Genomic DNA, 16,161 nt, shown 5'->3' with positions numbered 1-16,161 from the left:
TACAGTTGCCCATACAGTAGGCGATGCGGTTACTATCTTGTACAAGTTAGCAAGGAAAGGGCGCTGATGGAAGGACGCGTGAGGCGCATCCGGCAGCCTCGGGTTGCCGAGATCGTCGCGTCCAAACTGCGCGACGACATCCTGTCGGGCCGCCTGCGTGAGGGCGACATCCTGCCTACCCAGGAGAGCCTGTTCCAGGAGTTCGGGGTCAGTCCGCCGGCGTTGCGTGAGGCCATTCACCTGCTGGAGGCCGACGGGTTGATCTCGGTCCGCCGCGGCAACGTCGGGGGAGCGGTGGTGCAGATGCCCTCGGCCGACCGCACCGCCCACATGATCGGCATGGTGCTGCAGACCCGGGCCGCCACGCCGGCCGACGTGAGCGAGGCGCTGCTGCACCTGGAGCCGATCTGTGCCGGAATGTGCGCCGCCCGGGAGGACCGCGCCACCGAGGTGGTGCCGTACCTACAGGCCGAGATCGACCGTCAGGCAGCGCAGTTCGACGACACCGCGCAGTATGTGCCCAACGCCCGGCGGTTCCACGAAGCCCTGGTGTCCCGATGCGGCAACGAACCGATGATCCTGCTGATCGGCTCGCTGGAGCTGATCTGGTCGACGCACGAGTCCGGGGTATGGACGGGTGAAGGCGAGGCGGGCATGTCGGCCCCCACCATGCGGGCCGCACTGCGGGACCATCAACGGCTGGTGGAGGCGATCGCCGACGGCAATACGGCCCGGGCGACCAAGCTCGCGGCCGATCATCTCACCGCGGCGCGGCGCACCACGCTGGCCGCCAACAACGGAAAAACCATTGAAGCGAGGTTGATTTCGCATGACAGATGACCGGGTGCTGTTCGAGGTCGATGCGGACCACCGCATCGCCACCATCACGCTGAACAATCCCAAGCAGCGCAATTCCTATGACGCCGCGATGCGCGACGAGATCGCGCGCTACCTCGACATCGTGGCCGACGACGACGATCTGACCGTGGTGCTGCTGCGTGGCGCCGAGGGGGTGTTCAGCACCGGCGCTGATATGAACAACGCGTACGGCTGGTATGGCGATGAGCGCTCGCGCGAAGAGCAAGGTAGTGGGGCGGGGAAGGGCTCACGCAAGTCGCGCCCCAGCCAGCGTCGCCGACTCACGGTGGACCGCAAGTCTTTTGGCTTCTACCACAACTTCATGGGGTTCCCGAAGGTCACCGTGGGCGAGATCAGTGGTTACGCACTCGGCGGTGGATTCGAGATGGCGTTGATGACCGACATCTCGGTGATCGCCCGTGACACCAAGATCGGGATGCCGGCCACCCGGTTCCTCGGCCCTGCGCTGGGCAGCCTGCACATGTTCTTCCACCGCCTCGGGCCGGTGCTGGCCCGGCGGATGTTGCTCACCGGGGACATCGTCGAGGCCGGTTCCATCGAACACCTCGGTGTCTTCACCGACATGTGCGATGCCGATCAGGTGACGGCCCGCGCGCAGTACTGGGCGGCCAAGGTGGCCAAGATGCCGGCCGACGGGGTGGTGATCGCCAAGGAGGCGTTCCGGCTCGTCGAACAGAGTCAGGCCTACCAGGGCGAAGAGGTGGCGAGCTACATCTTCCACGCGTACGGCACCAACCTGCAGTTCTCGCCCGGCGAGTTCAACTTCGTCAAGACTCGCGCGCAACACGGCACGAAGGAAGCGTTCCGGCTGCGTGACGAACATTTCCACGTCCCCGAGCCGCAGTAGAAACCCGTCCTGATACCGTTACATAAACACGATATAGCGTAAAGGTGAAACCATGCCAACACCCGTCATCGTGGGCGCTGCCCGCACAGCGATCGGCCGCTCCTTCAAAGGAACGCTGGTCAACACCCCGCCGGAAACCCTGATCACCACCGTCCTGCCCGAGGTGGTGCGTCGGGCCGGCATCGCTCCGGAGGCCATCGACGATCTGATCTTCGCCGAATCCAATTACGGTGGCGGCGATATCGCGCGCTACGCGGCCGACGCGCTGGGCTGGGAGTCCGTGCCCGGCCAGGCCGTCAACCGGCACTGCGCGGGATCGCTCACCGCGATCGGTAACGCCTCGGCCCAGATCGGCTCCGGCATGGAGCGAGTCCTGGTGGCCGGCGGCGTGCAGTCGCTGTCGTCATCGCCGCTGATGAAGTGGCGGGTGCCCGGGCCGGAGCTGACCTTCATCGAGCCGTGGATGACCCCGACGCATGTCGAGACCCCGGATGCGCCGATGCGCGACATGTCGATCACGGTCGGCTGGAACACCGCGCAGGCCGCCGGGATCACCCGCGAGGACATGGACGCCTGGGCCGCCCGATCGCACCAGCGGGCCATCGCGGCCATCGATGCGGGCAAGTTCCTCGACGAGATCGTGCCGTTGAAGGTGACCCAGCCCGACGGCTCGGTCATCGAGTTCAGCGTCGACGAGCATCCGCGCCGCGGTACCACCGCCGAGAAGCTCGCCGAACTCAAGGTCCTGCACCCGGAGATCGAAGGATTCTCCATCACCGCGGGCAACAGCAGCGGCACCAACGACGCTGCCGCTGCTGTCGCCCTGGTCGGCGACGACTATGCGGCCGCGGAGAACCTCAACGTGATGGCCAAGGTCAGGGCCTGGGGTGCCGTCGGTGTGCCGGCTCGTGACTGCGGCCTCGGCGGTGTCGAGGTGATCGGGAAGGTCCTGGACCGGGCCGGGCTCAAGCCCTCGGATGTGGCGCTGTGGGAGATCAACGAGGCGTTCGCCTCGGTGCCGATCGCCGCGGTGCGCAAGTACGGCATCGACGAGGAACTGGTGAACTTCTCCGGCAGCGGCTGCAGCCTCGGCCACCCGATCTCGGCCTCCGGTGCCCGCATGGTCACCACGCTGATCTACGAACTGCAGCGCCGCGGTGGCGGTATCGGTGTCGCCGCGATGTGTGCCGGTGGCGGCCAGGGCGGCGGGCTGGTCATCGAGGTCTGAACCAGGTTGGCCCTCTGCGTCCCCGGCGCGAAGCTCCGAAAAGGATGCGCCGTGGACGCAGAGTCAGCTGGCTGTGACCTTGCGCCGGGCGGGCGTCTTCTTGGCCTTGCCGGCGTTCGCCGCTATCCGTTGAGCGGCGTGGTCGAGGATGCACTCCAGGCCGTACTCGAAGTTCTTCTCGTCGGCCGCGCCGATACGGTGGCCCTCGCTGGTGACCTGTGCCAGCAGCGGGGTGACCTCGGGGTCGATGACCATGGTCTCTTCGTAGTCGCCGGGGGCATTGTCGTTGGCCCGGTTCTTCTCGTAGAGGCGGTGCAGTACGACCGAGCCTCGGACGTGTACCGACACGGCCGAATAGGTGTCGAAGGCATCCTCGACCGACAGCCCCGCCTCGACCAGCCCGGAGATCGCGGTCTCCATCTCCTGCACACCCAGGCGTGCGGCGCGCGGGCTCAGTGCCGACCGAATGAGAATGAGATCACACAGAATCGGGTTACCCATGAAGGCTTTTCGCATGGTCCGGGCGTGGTTGGCCAGTGACTCGCGCCAATCCTTGGCCTCGACGTAAGGGGTGGCGACGACGAACTCACGCAGCGCGCGGTCTGTCATCGCGTTGAGCAGATCGTCCTTCTTGCGGAAGTACCAGTAGATGCTCGTGACACCGACGCCGAGATGTTTGCCCAGCAGTGGCATGCTGAGGTTGTCGATCGACACCTGCTCGGCGAGTTCGAATGCGCCGTTGATGATGTCGTCAGGATTGATGGACCCACGTTCGCGCCGTTGACGTTTCTCAGCGGTCGGTTGCTTTGCCACTGCGGGCACCTCCATCGAATCGATTCTGCTCAAGTCGTCCCTGTGCCGCGGCTCAATCGCAGGTGAATTTACCGCCGGCCACCAGCTGAACTGCGCCTATGGGCGCGTGTCGCGGGGTCTTGTCGCTGTCAACCTTACCGGTAGCCCTTCCGTGGAGGCCTTCCACCGTTCGCGCCGATGCGTCGCTCGCGCACTGCCGATGGGGTGCCGCCTTTGTACTGTAATCCCTATAGTAGGCTTTTCCGGGTTATTGGGCCGCGAGTAAAGGGGCAGCGATGTCGGACGAAGTTCTCACCGAACGACGGGGGCGCACCCTCGTCATCACCATCAATCGGCCCGAGGCGCGCAATGCGTTCAACCTGCCGGTGGCGGAGGGTCTGGCCGCGGCGATGGACGAGCTCGACGACAGCCCGGAGCTGTCTGTCGCGATCCTCACCGGTGCGGGCGGGAACTTCAGCGCAGGGATGGATCTGAAGGCATTCGCCTCCGGTCAGTTGCCTTATGTGGAGGGTCGCGGGATCGGCTTCACGGAACGGCCGCCGCGCAAGCCCGTCATCGCTGCCGTCGAGGGCTACGCGCTCGCCGGCGGAACCGAGATGGTGCTGGCCACCGATCTCATCGTGGCATCGCGGACGGCCAAATTCGGTATCCCAGAGGTCAAGCGCGGCCTGGTGGCCGGTGGTGGCGGGCTGCTGCGGCTGCCGCACCGCATTCCGTACCAGAAGGCGTTGGAACTCGCGCTCACCGGTGAGAATTTCACCGCCGAGGAAGCGGCCGACTGGGGGTTCGTCAACAAGCTGACCGAGCCCGGCGAGGCGTTGGCGGGTGCACTCGAGCTGGCCGAGAAGATCACCGCGAACGGGCCGCTGGCGGTCGCCGCGACCAAGGAGATCATCGTCAAGTCGGCTGAGTGGAGCCAGGCCGAGATGTGGAAGAAGCAGAACGAGCTGCTCGGGCCGGTGTTCGCTTCCAAGGATGCCATCGAGGGGGCGACGGCGTTCGCCGAGAAGCGTGCGCCCAACTGGACCGGTTCCTGACTCTCCGATGGATCTCGGGTTCGCAGGTGCGGCCACCGTCGTCGTGGGCGGTGGCCGCGGGATGGGCTTTGCGACGGCGCAATGCCTGGCCGAGGACGGTGCGCGGATTGCGATCGTCGGGCGGTCCAGGGACGTACTTGATGCTGCCGCAATGGAGCTGGCCCGCCTGGGATCGCCGGAGGCGGTGGCGATCGTCGCCGATACCTCGGACAGCTCCCAGGTCGAGCGGGCCTTCGCCGAGGTGGGCGAGCGTTGGGGTGAGCTCAACGCACTGATCAACACGGTCGGCCCGGGGGCCGCGGGCAACTTCGAGGAGTTGACCGATGACCAGTGGCAGGAGGCGTTCGACGCCGGCCTGATGGGCATGGTGCGCTGCGTACGTGCGGCATTGCCGTTGCTGCGCAATGCCGAATGGGCACGCATCGTCAACTTCTCCGCCCACTCCACCCAGCGGCAGAGCACGCGGCTGCCGGCCTACACGGCGGCCAAGGCGGCCGTGAACAGCGTGTCCAAGAACCTGTCGCTGTTGTTGGCCAAGGACGAGATCATGGTCAATGTGGTTTCCCCGGGCAGCATCTCGTCGGAGGCGCTGCGGGGCTGGGCCGGCACTGTGGGTGTCGACGGCGACGACCCGTATGCGTTGATGGCGGCCATCGACGAGCATTTCGGGCACCCCGCCCACTTGCCGCGTGCCGGACTTCCCGGTGAAATCGGGCCTGTAGCAGCATTTCTCGCGTCCAAGCGCAACTCGTACATGACGGGCGCGAACATCAACGTCGATGGCGGTAGCGACTTTATCTGAGCCCAGATCTAGAGGAGCGCGATATGGCAACGGCAGGCGAAGCACGGGACTGGGCCCGCGGTGCCCTGCGCGGGATCGGTGACTCGCTATATACCCCGTTCTGCGGAACCGACGGCGACGACATCGACTGGGATGCCTACCGGTACCTGGTGCGCTACTGCGTCGGCGACCTCGGTCACCAGATGCTTTGGTGTACCAGCGGTTTGGCCGAGTTCTGGGCGCTGACCCTCACCGAGCGCAAGCAGTTGCTCGAGGTGGCGATCGAGGAGGGGCGCCGGGCCAACCCGGATGTCGTGATTCAGGCCTGCACCGCGGCGACCTCGGCCAAAGGCTGTCTGGAACTCACGCTGCATGCGCAGCAGTCGGGTGCCGACATCGTCTACATCCAGACGCCGATGATGGAGGCGCACGCGGGAGAGGGCGTTCTGCGCTTCTTCCGATACATCGCCGACCGCACGGATATCGCGCTGGGGATGTTCAACTCACCGTCCTCGGGCTACGTACTGGCACCCGACGAAAGCGCCCGGATCGCCGAGGCGATCCCCGCCGTGTGCGCCACCAAGGAGGGCGCGTTCCGCCCCGCGGCGAGCCGTCGACTGCACGAACTGGCGCCATACCTGGCGGTCTGGGAATGCGACACCACGGTGTACCGGGCCGGCTGGCTGCGGGAGGGCATCGTCTGCCCGGCCCAGTTGGGCACCGCCGGATACCTCTATGAAACGCCGCAGCACCGCATCTTCACCGAATACTGGGACCTGGTGTACGCCGACCGGCTCATCGAGGCGATGGACTTCGGCCGGGAGTCGGGGTTGGACCAGTTCAGTCTGGACATGGGGTCCTGGTTCACCTGCTACCCGGGTCGCGCTGACTATTTCACCCACTGGTCCGACGCCTTCAAATACGCGGCCTCGGTGCTGGGATTGCCCGTCGGCGGCTACCCGCATTCCCGTCCGCCCCAGGCATTGCTTCCGGACGCGGCGAAGACTCAGATCGAGACCGCCTATCGAAAGCTCGGTTTGATCGACGCCTGAACCGTCTTTGCGCAGGTCGTGGGGGCGACACGAGGCTTGCGGAATGCACTACCGATAGGTATACAGTATGTATGTCTGAACGGCTGGTGGGGCATCGGGAGGTATCTGCGCATGACGGTCGCTGACAGTGTGGGAACCGAGGCGGTCCTCTACGAGGTCACTGGCGGCGGGGTCGCGGTTATCACCCTCAACCGTCCGGATCGGCTGAACTCCTGGGGTGCGGACATCTCCACCGGCGTGTACGCGAGTTTCGATCGCGCAGAAGCCGATCCGGCCGTCCGGGCGATTGTGCTGACCGGTAGCGGACGCGGCTTCTGCGCCGGCGCCTACATGGGTGCCATGCAGGATCTGGGTGCCAGCATCAACGAGGACACGGATGTCAGCAAGATCGTCGGCGAGCGGCACCCGCATTTCCTCACCGAGCTGCGCAAGCCGGTCATCGCCGCCATCAACGGGGCGTGCGTGGGTATCGGCCTCACCCACGCGCTCATGTGCGACGTCCGATTCGCCGCGGCCGGTGCGAAATTCGCCACCGCGTTCCCGCGCCGCGGGCTGATCGGCGAATACGGCATTACCTGGATCCTGCCCCGACTGGCCGGTTGGGGCGTCTCGGCGGACCTGCTGTTGTCCGGCCGGACGTTCTTCGCCGAGGAGGCCTTTGCGCTCGGGTTGGTGAAAGAGGTTGTCGCGCCTGAGGATCTGCTGACCCGCGCGGTGGAGTACGCCGAGGATCTGGCCCGCAACTGCTCGCCGGCTTCAATGGCGGTGATCAAGCGGCAGCTCTACGGCGACGCCAATGACAACGTCGTCGACGTCAGTGACCGCGCCGAGAAGCTCATGCACGAGTCCATGGTCCGCCCCGATCTCGTCGAGGGCATCACCGCGTTCTTCGAGAAACGGCCCCCGAATTTCCCGTCCCTGAAAGAAGGTTGATGACATGACCGAAGCTCCCGAACGGCTTCCGTACCTCGCCGTCGACGTCGACAACCATTACTACGAGCCGGTCGATGCATTCACCCGGCACCTGCCCAAGGAGTTCCGGAGCCGTGGAGTGCAGATGGTGCAGGACGGCAAACGTACGTTGGCGATGTTCGGTGGGACGGTCAACCATTTCATCCCCAACCCCACCTTCGATCCGATCATCGAGCCGGGCTGCCTGGATCTGCTGTTCCGCGGCGAGATCCCCGAAGGGGTGGACCCCGCGTCACTGATGAAGGTCGACCGGCTCGCTGACCATCCCGAATACCAGAATCGCGATGCCAGGGTGAAAGTACTGGACCGCCAGCATCTGGAGACCGTGTTCATGCTGCCGACCTTCGCCTGCGGTGTGGAGGAAGGACTCAAGCACGACATCGAGGCAACCATGGCTTCGGTGCACGCCTTCAACCTGTGGCTCGATGAGGACTGGGGATTCGACCGGCCCGACGGCCGATTCGTGTCGGCTCCCATCATCTCGCTGGCCGATCCCGAAAAGGCCGTCGAGGAAGTCGAATTCGTGCTGAGCCGCGGCGCCAGGCTCGTCTGTGTGCGGCCGGCACCGGTACCGGGTGCGGTCAGGCCCCGCTCACTCGGTGACCCGCTGCACGACCCGGTGTGGGCCCGCCTGGCCGAAGCCGGTGTCCCGGTCGTCTTCCATCTGTCTGACTCCGGGTACATGGCGGTCCCGGCATTGTGGGGCGGTAGCGGAGTATTCAAGGGGTTCGGCAAGCGTGATCCGCTCGACATGGTGATCATGGACGACCGCGCCATCCACGACACCATGGCCTCGATGATCGTGCACCAGGTGTTCACCCGGCATCCCAAGCTCAAGGTCGTGAGCATCGAGAACGGTTCGTACTTCGTCTACCGTCTGATCAAACGGCTCAAGAAGGCGGCCAACAACGCGCCGTATCACTTCAGAGAGGATCCGGTCGAGCAGCTCCGCAACAACGTCTGGATCGCGCCGTACTACGAGGACGATGTGAAGCTGCTCGCCGACACCATCGGTGTCGACAAGATCCTGTTCGGCTCCGACTGGCCGCACGGTGAGGGTCTCGCGGATCCGACAACGTTCACCGCCGACATCCCGCAGTTCCCCGAGTTCAGCCTCGAGGACACCCGGATGGTGATGCGCGACAACGCACTTACCCTGCTCGGTGACGTGAATCGTGTTGCAGCCGGTGCCGGGCACCTGACGGTGCCGGCGTAGTCAGCATGGCGGAGTGGACGATCGGCGCCGTCGTCGATGCGATCGCCGAGGCGGTGCCCGACCGGGAGATGACGGTGTGCGGCACCCGCCGCACCACCTTCGCCCAGGGCGCCGACCGGACCCGCCGGCTGGCCAACTTTCTGGCCTCCCGGGGCCTGGGTGCGTACCGGGAGCGTCGGGACCTGAACCGTTGGGAATGCGGTCAGGACGTGGTCGCGCTCGTCATGCACAACGACCGGTATCCCGAGATGGTGATCGGCTGCCTCAAGGCGCGGACGGTCCCGGTGAACGTGAACTACTACTACTCGCCGGGCGAGGTGGCCGACTTGTTGGCCTACCTGAAGCCCCGCGCGGTGATCTACCACCGATCGCTGGGGGCCAAGTTCGCTTCCGTATTGGGGGATGAAGCGCTGCGGCCCGAATTGCTCATCTCGATCGACGACGGCAGCGGAGCCGAGTTGCCGGATGCGGTGACACTGGAAGATGCTCTGGCTCAGGGAGATACCGACCGCGACGTCGCCCCGTCACCCGATGACCTGCTGATGGTCTGTACGGGCGGTACGACGGGCCGTCCCAAAGGCGTGATGTGGCGTCAGGGCGACATCTACGTGTCATCGATGAACGGCGCCGACCACGATGAGGTGAGCGAGATCCACGACAAGGTGGCCAATGCCGGCCCGCCGTGGTTCGCGGTGTCGCCATTGATGCATGCCGCCGGGATGTGGACCGCTTTCTCCGGCCTGCTGTCCGGCCAGACCGTGGTGCTGCACGACACTAAGCCACGCTTCGACCCGCGCACTGTGCTCGAAACCGCGCAGCGGGAGAAGATCGGGCTGATGACGATGGTGGGCGACGCCTACGCCGCCCCGATCGTCGAGGAGTTGGGCCGGCGTTCCTACGACCTGTCGTCGATGTTCGCGATCGGCACGGGTGGTGCGGCCACCAACCCGAAACATCAACGCGCACTGCTGGAACATATCCCGCAGATCACCATCATCAACGGGTTCGGCTCTTCGGAGACCGGCAACATGGGATTCGGTCACACCCAGCGCGAAACTGCGACTGCCGAAACCTTCCAGCTACGGGCCGGCGGGCTGGTGCTGGCCGACGATTACTCCCGTTTCCTTGATCCCGGCGACACCGAGGTGGGCTGGGTGGCGCGCAACGGCCGGATCCCACTCGGCTACTTCAACGACGAGGCGGCGACGGTGAAGACCTTCCCCGAGGTTGCCGGAGAACGGGTGGTGGTCTCGGGTGACCGCGCCTCGCTCGACGCGGACGGCACCCTGCGCCTGTTGGGACGGGATTCGTTGGTGGTCAACACCGGCGGCGAGAAGGTGTTCGTCGAGGAGATCGAAGAAGTCTTGCGTGCGCATCCCCAGGTGGTGGACGCGCTCGCGGTGGGCCGGCCCAGCGAGAGGTGGGGCGAAGAGATCGTCGCCGTCGTGGCAGTGCGCGACGACGTGAGCCCAGATGCGTTGAAGGATCACTGCGCGAATGTGCTCGCGCGTTTCAAGATCCCCAAGGAAGTCGTATTCGTCGAGCAGATCCGACGGCTCGGCAACGGTAAGGCCGACTATCGCTGGGCCAAGGGGGTAGCGGTGGCTGCTGGCCAGACGGAGAGGGAACGGGTATGAGTCACAAGGTGATCGACTGTCTGGCCAACGTGCACTTCGGCGAGACCGAGAACCAGCCCACCTTCATGAAGAAGGTGCGCGACGATTACTTCAAGGGTCCGAAGTCGATGTACGACCAGATCGACCTCTCGGAGATGCTCGATGAGATGGACACCCATGGGGTACGCAAGGCCATCTTGATGGACAACCTGGCCAAGCCGTCGGTGACGGCGCGTAAGTTCGTCGAGGCCCACCCCGATCGGTTCGCGCTGGCGATCGGCGGGGTCAATCTGTTGCGCCCCATTCCGTCGCTGCGTGAACTCGCGGCCGTCGTGGCAGATCTCCCCGTCGCCTATACCGTTGTCGGACCGAGCTTCTGGGGAGACGGGCAGTACCCGCCCAGCGACGCGGTGTACTACCCGCTGTACACCAAGTGCGCCGAGATGGAACTGCCGCTGTGCGTCAACACCGGGCTGCCCGGCCCGCCGATTCCAGGTGAGGTACAGAACCCCATCCATCTCGACCGCGTATGCGTGCGCTTCCCGGAGCTGAAACTGTGCATGATCCACGGCGCAGATCCGTGGTGGGACATCGCGATCCGGATGCTGATCAAATACCAGAACCTGCGGTTGATGACATCGGCGTGGTCGCCCAAGCGGCTGCCGGAGTCCCTGCTGCACTTCATGCGAACCAGGGGGAAGGGCAAGGTCATCTTCGCCTCGGATTTCCCGGTGCTCCGCATGCAGCGCGTTGTGCCAGAGGCGCTGGCACTCGATCTGCCGGCTGATGTGCTGGACAACTACCTCTACAACAATGCCGCGGAGTTCTTCTTCGGCGAGAATCGGGAGAGCTGATGGACCGCTACGAACTGCGCAGGCTGGATTACAGCCTGACCGAGGACCACGTCGACCTCCAGACCGCATACCGGCAGTTCTTCAAGACGCACTCCGACATCGAAACCGTGCGTGCGGCCGAGCCGTCGGGCTTCGACAAGAGTTTGTGGGAACGGTTGTGCGCCATGGGTGCCACGACGATGGCACTCCCGGAATCCGCCGGCGGTGACGGGGCGACACTCGTCGACCTGACCTTGGTGGCCGAGGAGCTCGGCCGCTCGTTGGCGCCCGTGCCGTGGATCGACCATGTCGTGGCGGCGCGGTTGCTGGCACGACTCGGTGCGCTCGAGTCAGAGGACATTGTCAACGGCACCCAGATCGTCGGGCTCGACCCGCAGCAGGTGGCGCCGACCGGCACCCGGCTCATTCCGGTCGGATCGATCGCGGACCACATCATCGTCCGCGACGGCGATGGAGATGGAGCTGTCGTGCTCCTAGGTTTCTCCACGCGCCCGGCACGCGTCGACAATATCGGCAAGCTGCCGATGGCCTGGGTCGACCCGGCTACCGCAGACACCCGGGTGGTGCTGGCCAGCGGTGCCGATGCCCTGGTGGAATATCAACGGGCGTTGGATGAATGGCGTCTGCTGACCGCAGTGGCGCTGGTCGGCCTGGTCGAGGAGACCATGACGATCGCCGCCGAGTTCGCCAAGTCCCGCTACACCCTGGGCGTGCCGATCGGGACGCTGCAAGGCATCTCGCATCCGCTGGCCAACATCGCCATCACCGTCCAGAGCGGGCGGGGCCTGGCGCGTCGAGCCGCATGGTTCCTCGACAACGAGCCGGACGAGCGGCCGGAATTGACCCCCTCGGCGTTCGTCTTCATGGCCGAGGAGGCCGCCAAGGCCGCCACCATGGCGGTACACGTTCAGGGTGGACTCGGGGTGTCCGCGGAGGCGGCGGCCACGGCGTATCTGGTGCGGGCGCGCGGTTGGGCGCTGGCCGGTGGTGACCCGGGCGCCACCGCGGTGCACATCGCCCACATCGTCGCGGCTCGCGAGAGCCGGGAAGTCACAAAGGTTTAGGGGAGCAGGCGTGGATTTCTCAACAGTCGAACTGTCCGCCGAGGACGACGCTTTCCGCACCGAAGTGCGCGAGTTCCTCTCAAGTGTCGTTACCGAGGACGTCATCCGCCACGACCGCGAAACCGGCGACAACTTTCACGAGGGAGTGCACCTGGCCCTGGGCGCCGCCGGGTATCTGGAGAAGGAATGGAAGAACGAGGCCGATGGCGGGTTTTCCCGGGTGCGCAGGCGCATCTGGGAGCTGGAGAAGCGCCGGGCCGAGGTGCCGTGGGTGACCTGGGGGACCACGTCGATGGTGGCGCGGTCGGTGGCGAAGTTCGCCTCCCCGGAGATTCGTGATGATGTGTTGCGCGGGGTGTTCGACGGCACCGTGCGGTTGTGCCTGGGCTACACGGAACCCGAGGGTGGCTCTGATGTGGCGACCTGCAAGACCCGCGCGGTGCGTGACGGTGACCAGTGGGTAATCAACGGCTCCAAGATGTTCACCACCGGCGCGCACAACTGCCAGTACGTCTTCCTGATCACCAACACCGATCCGGAGGCGCCGAAACACAAGAGCCTCACCATGTTCCTGGTGCCGCTGGACTCCGACGGCATCGAGATCCAGGGCATCCGCACCGTCGACGGTGACCGCACCAACATCGTGTACTACTCCGATGTCCGGGTCGACGACAAGTATCGGCTCGGTGACGTCAACGGCGGTTGGACGGTGGTCCGTGAACCGCTCGACGCCGAGCACGGGGCGGTCGCGGCCGCCGACGACGGTCTGGCCGATGTCGCGATCATGATGCATCAGGCCGGATTCATGGCCGAGGCCGCGGACAACGTGGCCGCGCTGGTCGGCACGCCGGATGCCAGTGGGCGCGCTGCGGTCGACGACGGATCGGTCGCATATCGGTTGGGGCGCAGTGTGGCTCGCCTGGAGGCGTCACTGTCGGCGCCCAGCATTTTCGGCCGGGTGGCGTTGGCGCAGACCATGCGTGATATCGCCCCGGATCTGATGGATATCGGGGGATCAGTGGCCGCGCTGCCGATCGGGGTCGACGGGGGAGCCGATGACCGCAGCGAGTACGTCTACCGCTTCGCGCCCTTGGTCGGCATCTACGGCGGCACGCTCGAGGTGTTCCGCAACATGATCGCTCAGCATGTGCTGGGCCTGGGGAAGCCGAATTACTCGGCCCCCAAGGCGAAGGCCTCATAGCGCGAGCAGACGTGAATGTGCCCCGAAACGCTGGTTTCGGGGCACATTCGCGTCTGCTCGTCGAGGGAAGTCCCCGTGTGGGCGCCAGCAAGCTCCCGGCAGAGCGGGTCAGCAACTGGTCAACGCCGGCGGTTTGGCGGCTTCGGGATCGGGGTTGGCGATCGGCAGGCCCATGAAACGTCGGGCGTTGTCACCCATGAAGTCATAGGTGCGACGGATGTCCATGCCCTCGGCGTACTTCCAGAAGCCCTTGGGCTCGGCCAGCCCTTCGGGATGCGGATAGTCCGAACCGAACAGCACCTTGTCCCACCCGACCGTCTCCACCACGTCGGACACGCAGCCCTCCCAGAACGGGCTGACCCAGATGTTGCGGCGGAACACGTCATGGGGATGCTCGGGGAAGTTCTGCGGCATCTTCTTGTACAGGTCGGCGAAATCGTGGAACAGCGGGAAGATCCAACTGCTGCCGTTCTCGACGCTGGCGATGCGCAGGTTCGGGAACCGGGTCAGGGTGCCGTGGCAGATCAGCGCGGTCAGCATGTCGGCGATCTCGCGGTGGCCCAGCACCATCCAGCGGAACGCGCTCTGCGCCATGAAGTTCTGGGTGTACGGCGGCTCCCACTTGTTGACGTAGTCATCGAGCGGGGGATAGCTGGCGTGCAGGACGATCGGCAGGCCGGCGGCCTCGACGTCACGCCAGAACGGGTCGAACTCCGGCAGTGCGGGGGAGCGCCAGCCGTGCAGTCCGTTGACCGGGCCCGGTTTGATCAACGCGACCTTGGCGCCATTGGCAAGGATGTAGTCGAGTTCCTTTTGTGCCGCATCGACTTCGGACAGGTTGATGATCGGAGTGGAGAACACCCGGTTGGCGTGGTTGAAACCCCAGTGCTCGAGGATCCACTCATTGAGGGCGTGGACGATCGCCAGCGTCAGCTGCGGGTCGTCGGCACTGGAGTGCTCGACGAGGCTGCCCAGGGTGGGATAGTTCAGCGCCTCGACCACGCCTTGGCGGTCGAGTTCCTTGATCCGGTCCTCCGGGTTGCGGGTGGCCTCGGGTGCGTCGATGGCCTTGCCCTGCATCTCGCGCAGGGTCAGACCTTCGGTGTTCTCGCCGGCGAAGAACTTCTCGTGTGCCCCCGGTGCCGCGACGCGTTCGAAGGTCGGGTTGGGGATGAAGTCCGTGACCCGGTTGTTGATCACCACCCGGGTCTGACGGCCGATCTGCGCGTACTGCACGGCACGTGAGTATTTTTCGGGGAGGAACTTCGTCAGCGCATCGCCGGTTTCGTACATGTGCTGGTCGGCATCGAAAATCGGTGCTTCCCTGAACTGTTCGGTCATGTCAGTGGTTCCTTTTCTCCCGCGAGCAGACGCAAAACTGCCCTTTTCGGCCGGGAAATGTGCAGTTTTGTGTCTGCTCGGCGATGAAAGTCAGAGCGTCAGGACGGTGGCGCCCGCGGTGCCGGGGGCGCCGTAGAGCTGGGCGAAGCCGACGCGCGGGTTGCCGGGCACCTGCCGGTCGCCGGCCTCGCCGCGCAGTTGGCGCACCAGTTCGTGGATCTGGCGCAGGCCCGACGCGCCGATGGGTTCGCCGTTGGCGATCAGGCCGCCGTCGGTGTTGATCGGAAGCGATCCGCCGATTTCGGTGGCGCCGTCGGCCAGCAGCTTCTCCTGGTCGCCGTCGGCGCAGAACCCGCATTCGGCCATGTGGATGATCTCGGCACCCGCGTCGGTGTCCTGTAGCTGTACGACGTCGACGTCTTCGGGTGCTACCCCGGCCTTCTCGAATGCCGCGCGCGCGGCGTACACCGTGGGTGCCACGTCCTCTTCCACCGGCGCGCAGGTGGTGTTGACCTCGTACGCGCCGTAACGCCGGGTGCGGACCTCGACGGCTTTGAGGTACACCGGCTTGTCGGTGTAGCGGTGGGCGATGTCGGCACGGCACATCACCACCGCGGCCGCGCCCTCATCGGGTGCGCAGAACATGTACTGGGTCAACGGATAGTTGAGCATCGTCGAGTTGAGTATGTCGTCCTCGCTGATCGGCTTGCGCCGGAAGGCGTTCGGGTTCAGCGCACCGTTGCGGAAGTTCTTGTTGGCGACCTTGGCCAGTGTGCGTTGCGAGATGTTGTGCTCATGCAGGTAGCGGTTGGCCTTCATGCCGAAGAACTGGGTGGTGAGGTACTGGCCGTTCTCGGCGTACCAGCTGGGCATCCCGACCAGGGCGGGATCCTCGGTGAACGCGCCGCGCGGGTGCTTGTCCAGGCCGACGGCGATGCCGATGTCGTAGTCGCCGAGCCGGATCCCGTCAGCGCAGGCCTTGGTGGCGCTGGCTGCGGTGGCACACGCGTTGAATACGTTGGTGAACGGGATGCCGGTCAGCCCGACCATCCCGACGATGGCGTCCGGGTTGGCCACCGTCCAGCTGCCTCCCGTTGCAGCTTGGATGTGGCGCCACTCTATTCCGGCGTCGGCGACCGCGGCGAAGATCGCGTCGACCCCCATCTGCATCGCGGACTTGCCCTCGAAGCGGCCGAACGGGTGCAGGCCGACGCCGATGATGGCTACGTCATTGGTCATGTGCGCGGCCTTTCTGGACGG

General features: G+C 65.4%; 15 protein-coding genes. 12 read left to right on the top strand and 3 right to left on the bottom strand.

Annotation, left to right across the window (positions count from 1 at the left end; all coding sequences use genetic code 11):
* Window positions 1–66: 66 nt before the first annotated feature.
* From ACZYZ7_RS17645 to ACZYZ7_RS17635, 3 genes are read left to right on the top strand one after another with little or no spacing between them, the layout of a single operon-like run.
* Window positions 67–840, top strand: coding sequence for a FadR/GntR family transcriptional regulator (locus ACZYZ7_RS17645; RefSeq protein WP_463741439.1), 774 nt, complete (start codon window positions 67–69; stop codon window positions 838–840).
* Complete coding sequence (locus ACZYZ7_RS17640) at window positions 830–1,726, top strand: enoyl-CoA hydratase/isomerase family protein (RefSeq protein WP_463741438.1); 897 nt, start codon at window positions 830–832, stop codon at window positions 1,724–1,726. The genes ACZYZ7_RS17645 and ACZYZ7_RS17640 overlap by 11 nt, the downstream gene beginning before the upstream one ends.
* A 52-nt stretch (window positions 1,727–1,778) precedes the next feature.
* Entirely contained in the window at window positions 1,779–2,954 is a 1,176-nt protein-coding gene (locus ACZYZ7_RS17635) for a thiolase family protein (protein ID WP_135456641.1), read from the top strand.
* 63 nt (window positions 2,955–3,017) lie between these two features.
* Here ACZYZ7_RS17635 and ACZYZ7_RS17630 read toward each other — a convergent pair whose 3' ends face one another.
* Window positions 3,018–3,782 (bottom strand): TetR/AcrR family transcriptional regulator, encoded by a 765-nt coding sequence (locus ACZYZ7_RS17630; protein ID WP_463741437.1) that lies wholly within the window; start codon window positions 3,780–3,782, stop codon window positions 3,018–3,020.
* 260 nt (window positions 3,783–4,042) lie between these two features.
* Here ACZYZ7_RS17630 and ACZYZ7_RS17625 point away from each other — a divergent pair, with 260 nt between their 5' ends.
* The 9 genes from ACZYZ7_RS17625 (at window position 4,043) to ACZYZ7_RS17585 (ending at window position 13,560) form a co-directional block, all read left to right on the top strand.
* Window positions 4,043–4,804 (top strand): crotonase/enoyl-CoA hydratase family protein, encoded by a 762-nt coding sequence (locus tag ACZYZ7_RS17625; RefSeq protein ID WP_135456637.1) that lies wholly within the window; start codon window positions 4,043–4,045, stop codon window positions 4,802–4,804.
* 7 nt (window positions 4,805–4,811) lie between these two features.
* On the top strand, window positions 4,812–5,606 hold the full coding sequence (locus ACZYZ7_RS17620; RefSeq protein ID WP_463741436.1) for an SDR family NAD(P)-dependent oxidoreductase: 795 nt from the start codon (window positions 4,812–4,814) through the stop codon (window positions 5,604–5,606).
* 23 nt (window positions 5,607–5,629) lie between these two features.
* Window positions 5,630–6,637: a dihydrodipicolinate synthase family protein gene (locus ACZYZ7_RS17615; RefSeq protein ID WP_463741435.1), complete on the top strand. Its 1,008-nt coding sequence runs from the start codon at window positions 5,630–5,632 to the stop codon at window positions 6,635–6,637.
* 111 nt (window positions 6,638–6,748) lie between these two features.
* On the top strand, window positions 6,749–7,570 hold the full coding sequence (locus ACZYZ7_RS17610; protein ID WP_463741434.1) for an enoyl-CoA hydratase: 822 nt from the start codon (window positions 6,749–6,751) through the stop codon (window positions 7,568–7,570).
* A gap of 4 nt (window positions 7,571–7,574) precedes the next feature.
* Window positions 7,575–8,825 carry an amidohydrolase family protein gene (locus tag ACZYZ7_RS17605; RefSeq protein WP_450072901.1) on the top strand — a complete coding sequence of 417 codons (1,251 nt, stop codon included), beginning with the start codon at window positions 7,575–7,577 and terminating at the stop codon, window positions 8,823–8,825.
* A 5-nt stretch (window positions 8,826–8,830) separates the two neighbouring features.
* The gene (locus ACZYZ7_RS17600; protein ID WP_463741433.1) at window positions 8,831–10,462 is read left to right on the top strand and encodes an acyl-CoA synthetase; all 1,632 of its coding nucleotides are present in this window, start codon (window positions 8,831–8,833) and stop codon (window positions 10,460–10,462) included.
* Window positions 10,459–11,295, top strand: coding sequence for an amidohydrolase family protein (locus ACZYZ7_RS17595; RefSeq protein WP_463741432.1), 837 nt, complete (start codon window positions 10,459–10,461; stop codon window positions 11,293–11,295). The genes ACZYZ7_RS17600 and ACZYZ7_RS17595 overlap by 4 nt, the downstream gene beginning before the upstream one ends.
* A complete protein-coding gene (locus ACZYZ7_RS17590; RefSeq protein ID WP_463741431.1) occupies window positions 11,295–12,359 on the top strand; it encodes an acyl-CoA dehydrogenase family protein in 1,065 nt (354 codons plus the stop codon). Before ACZYZ7_RS17595 ends, ACZYZ7_RS17590 begins: the two co-directional genes overlap by 1 nt.
* A gap of 10 nt (window positions 12,360–12,369) precedes the next feature.
* Window positions 12,370–13,560, top strand: a complete 1,191-nt coding sequence (locus ACZYZ7_RS17585) for an acyl-CoA dehydrogenase family protein (protein ID WP_463741430.1) — start codon at window positions 12,370–12,372, stop codon at window positions 13,558–13,560.
* A gap of 108 nt (window positions 13,561–13,668) precedes the next feature.
* Here the strand turns inward: ACZYZ7_RS17585 and ACZYZ7_RS17580 are convergent, their stop codons facing one another.
* Entirely contained in the window at window positions 13,669–14,901 is a 1,233-nt protein-coding gene (locus tag ACZYZ7_RS17580; RefSeq protein ID WP_450072906.1) for an amidohydrolase family protein, read from the bottom strand.
* 90 nt (window positions 14,902–14,991) lie between these two features.
* Window positions 14,992–16,140 carry a thiolase family protein gene (locus tag ACZYZ7_RS17575; protein WP_450072907.1) on the bottom strand — a complete coding sequence of 383 codons (1,149 nt, stop codon included), beginning with the start codon at window positions 16,138–16,140 and terminating at the stop codon, window positions 14,992–14,994.
* Window positions 16,141–16,161 lie beyond the last annotated feature (21 nt).

This window comes from Mycobacterium sp. IDUB_17 (assembly GCF_055419465.1).
This window is presented reverse-complemented; position numbering and strand designations above follow the sequence as displayed.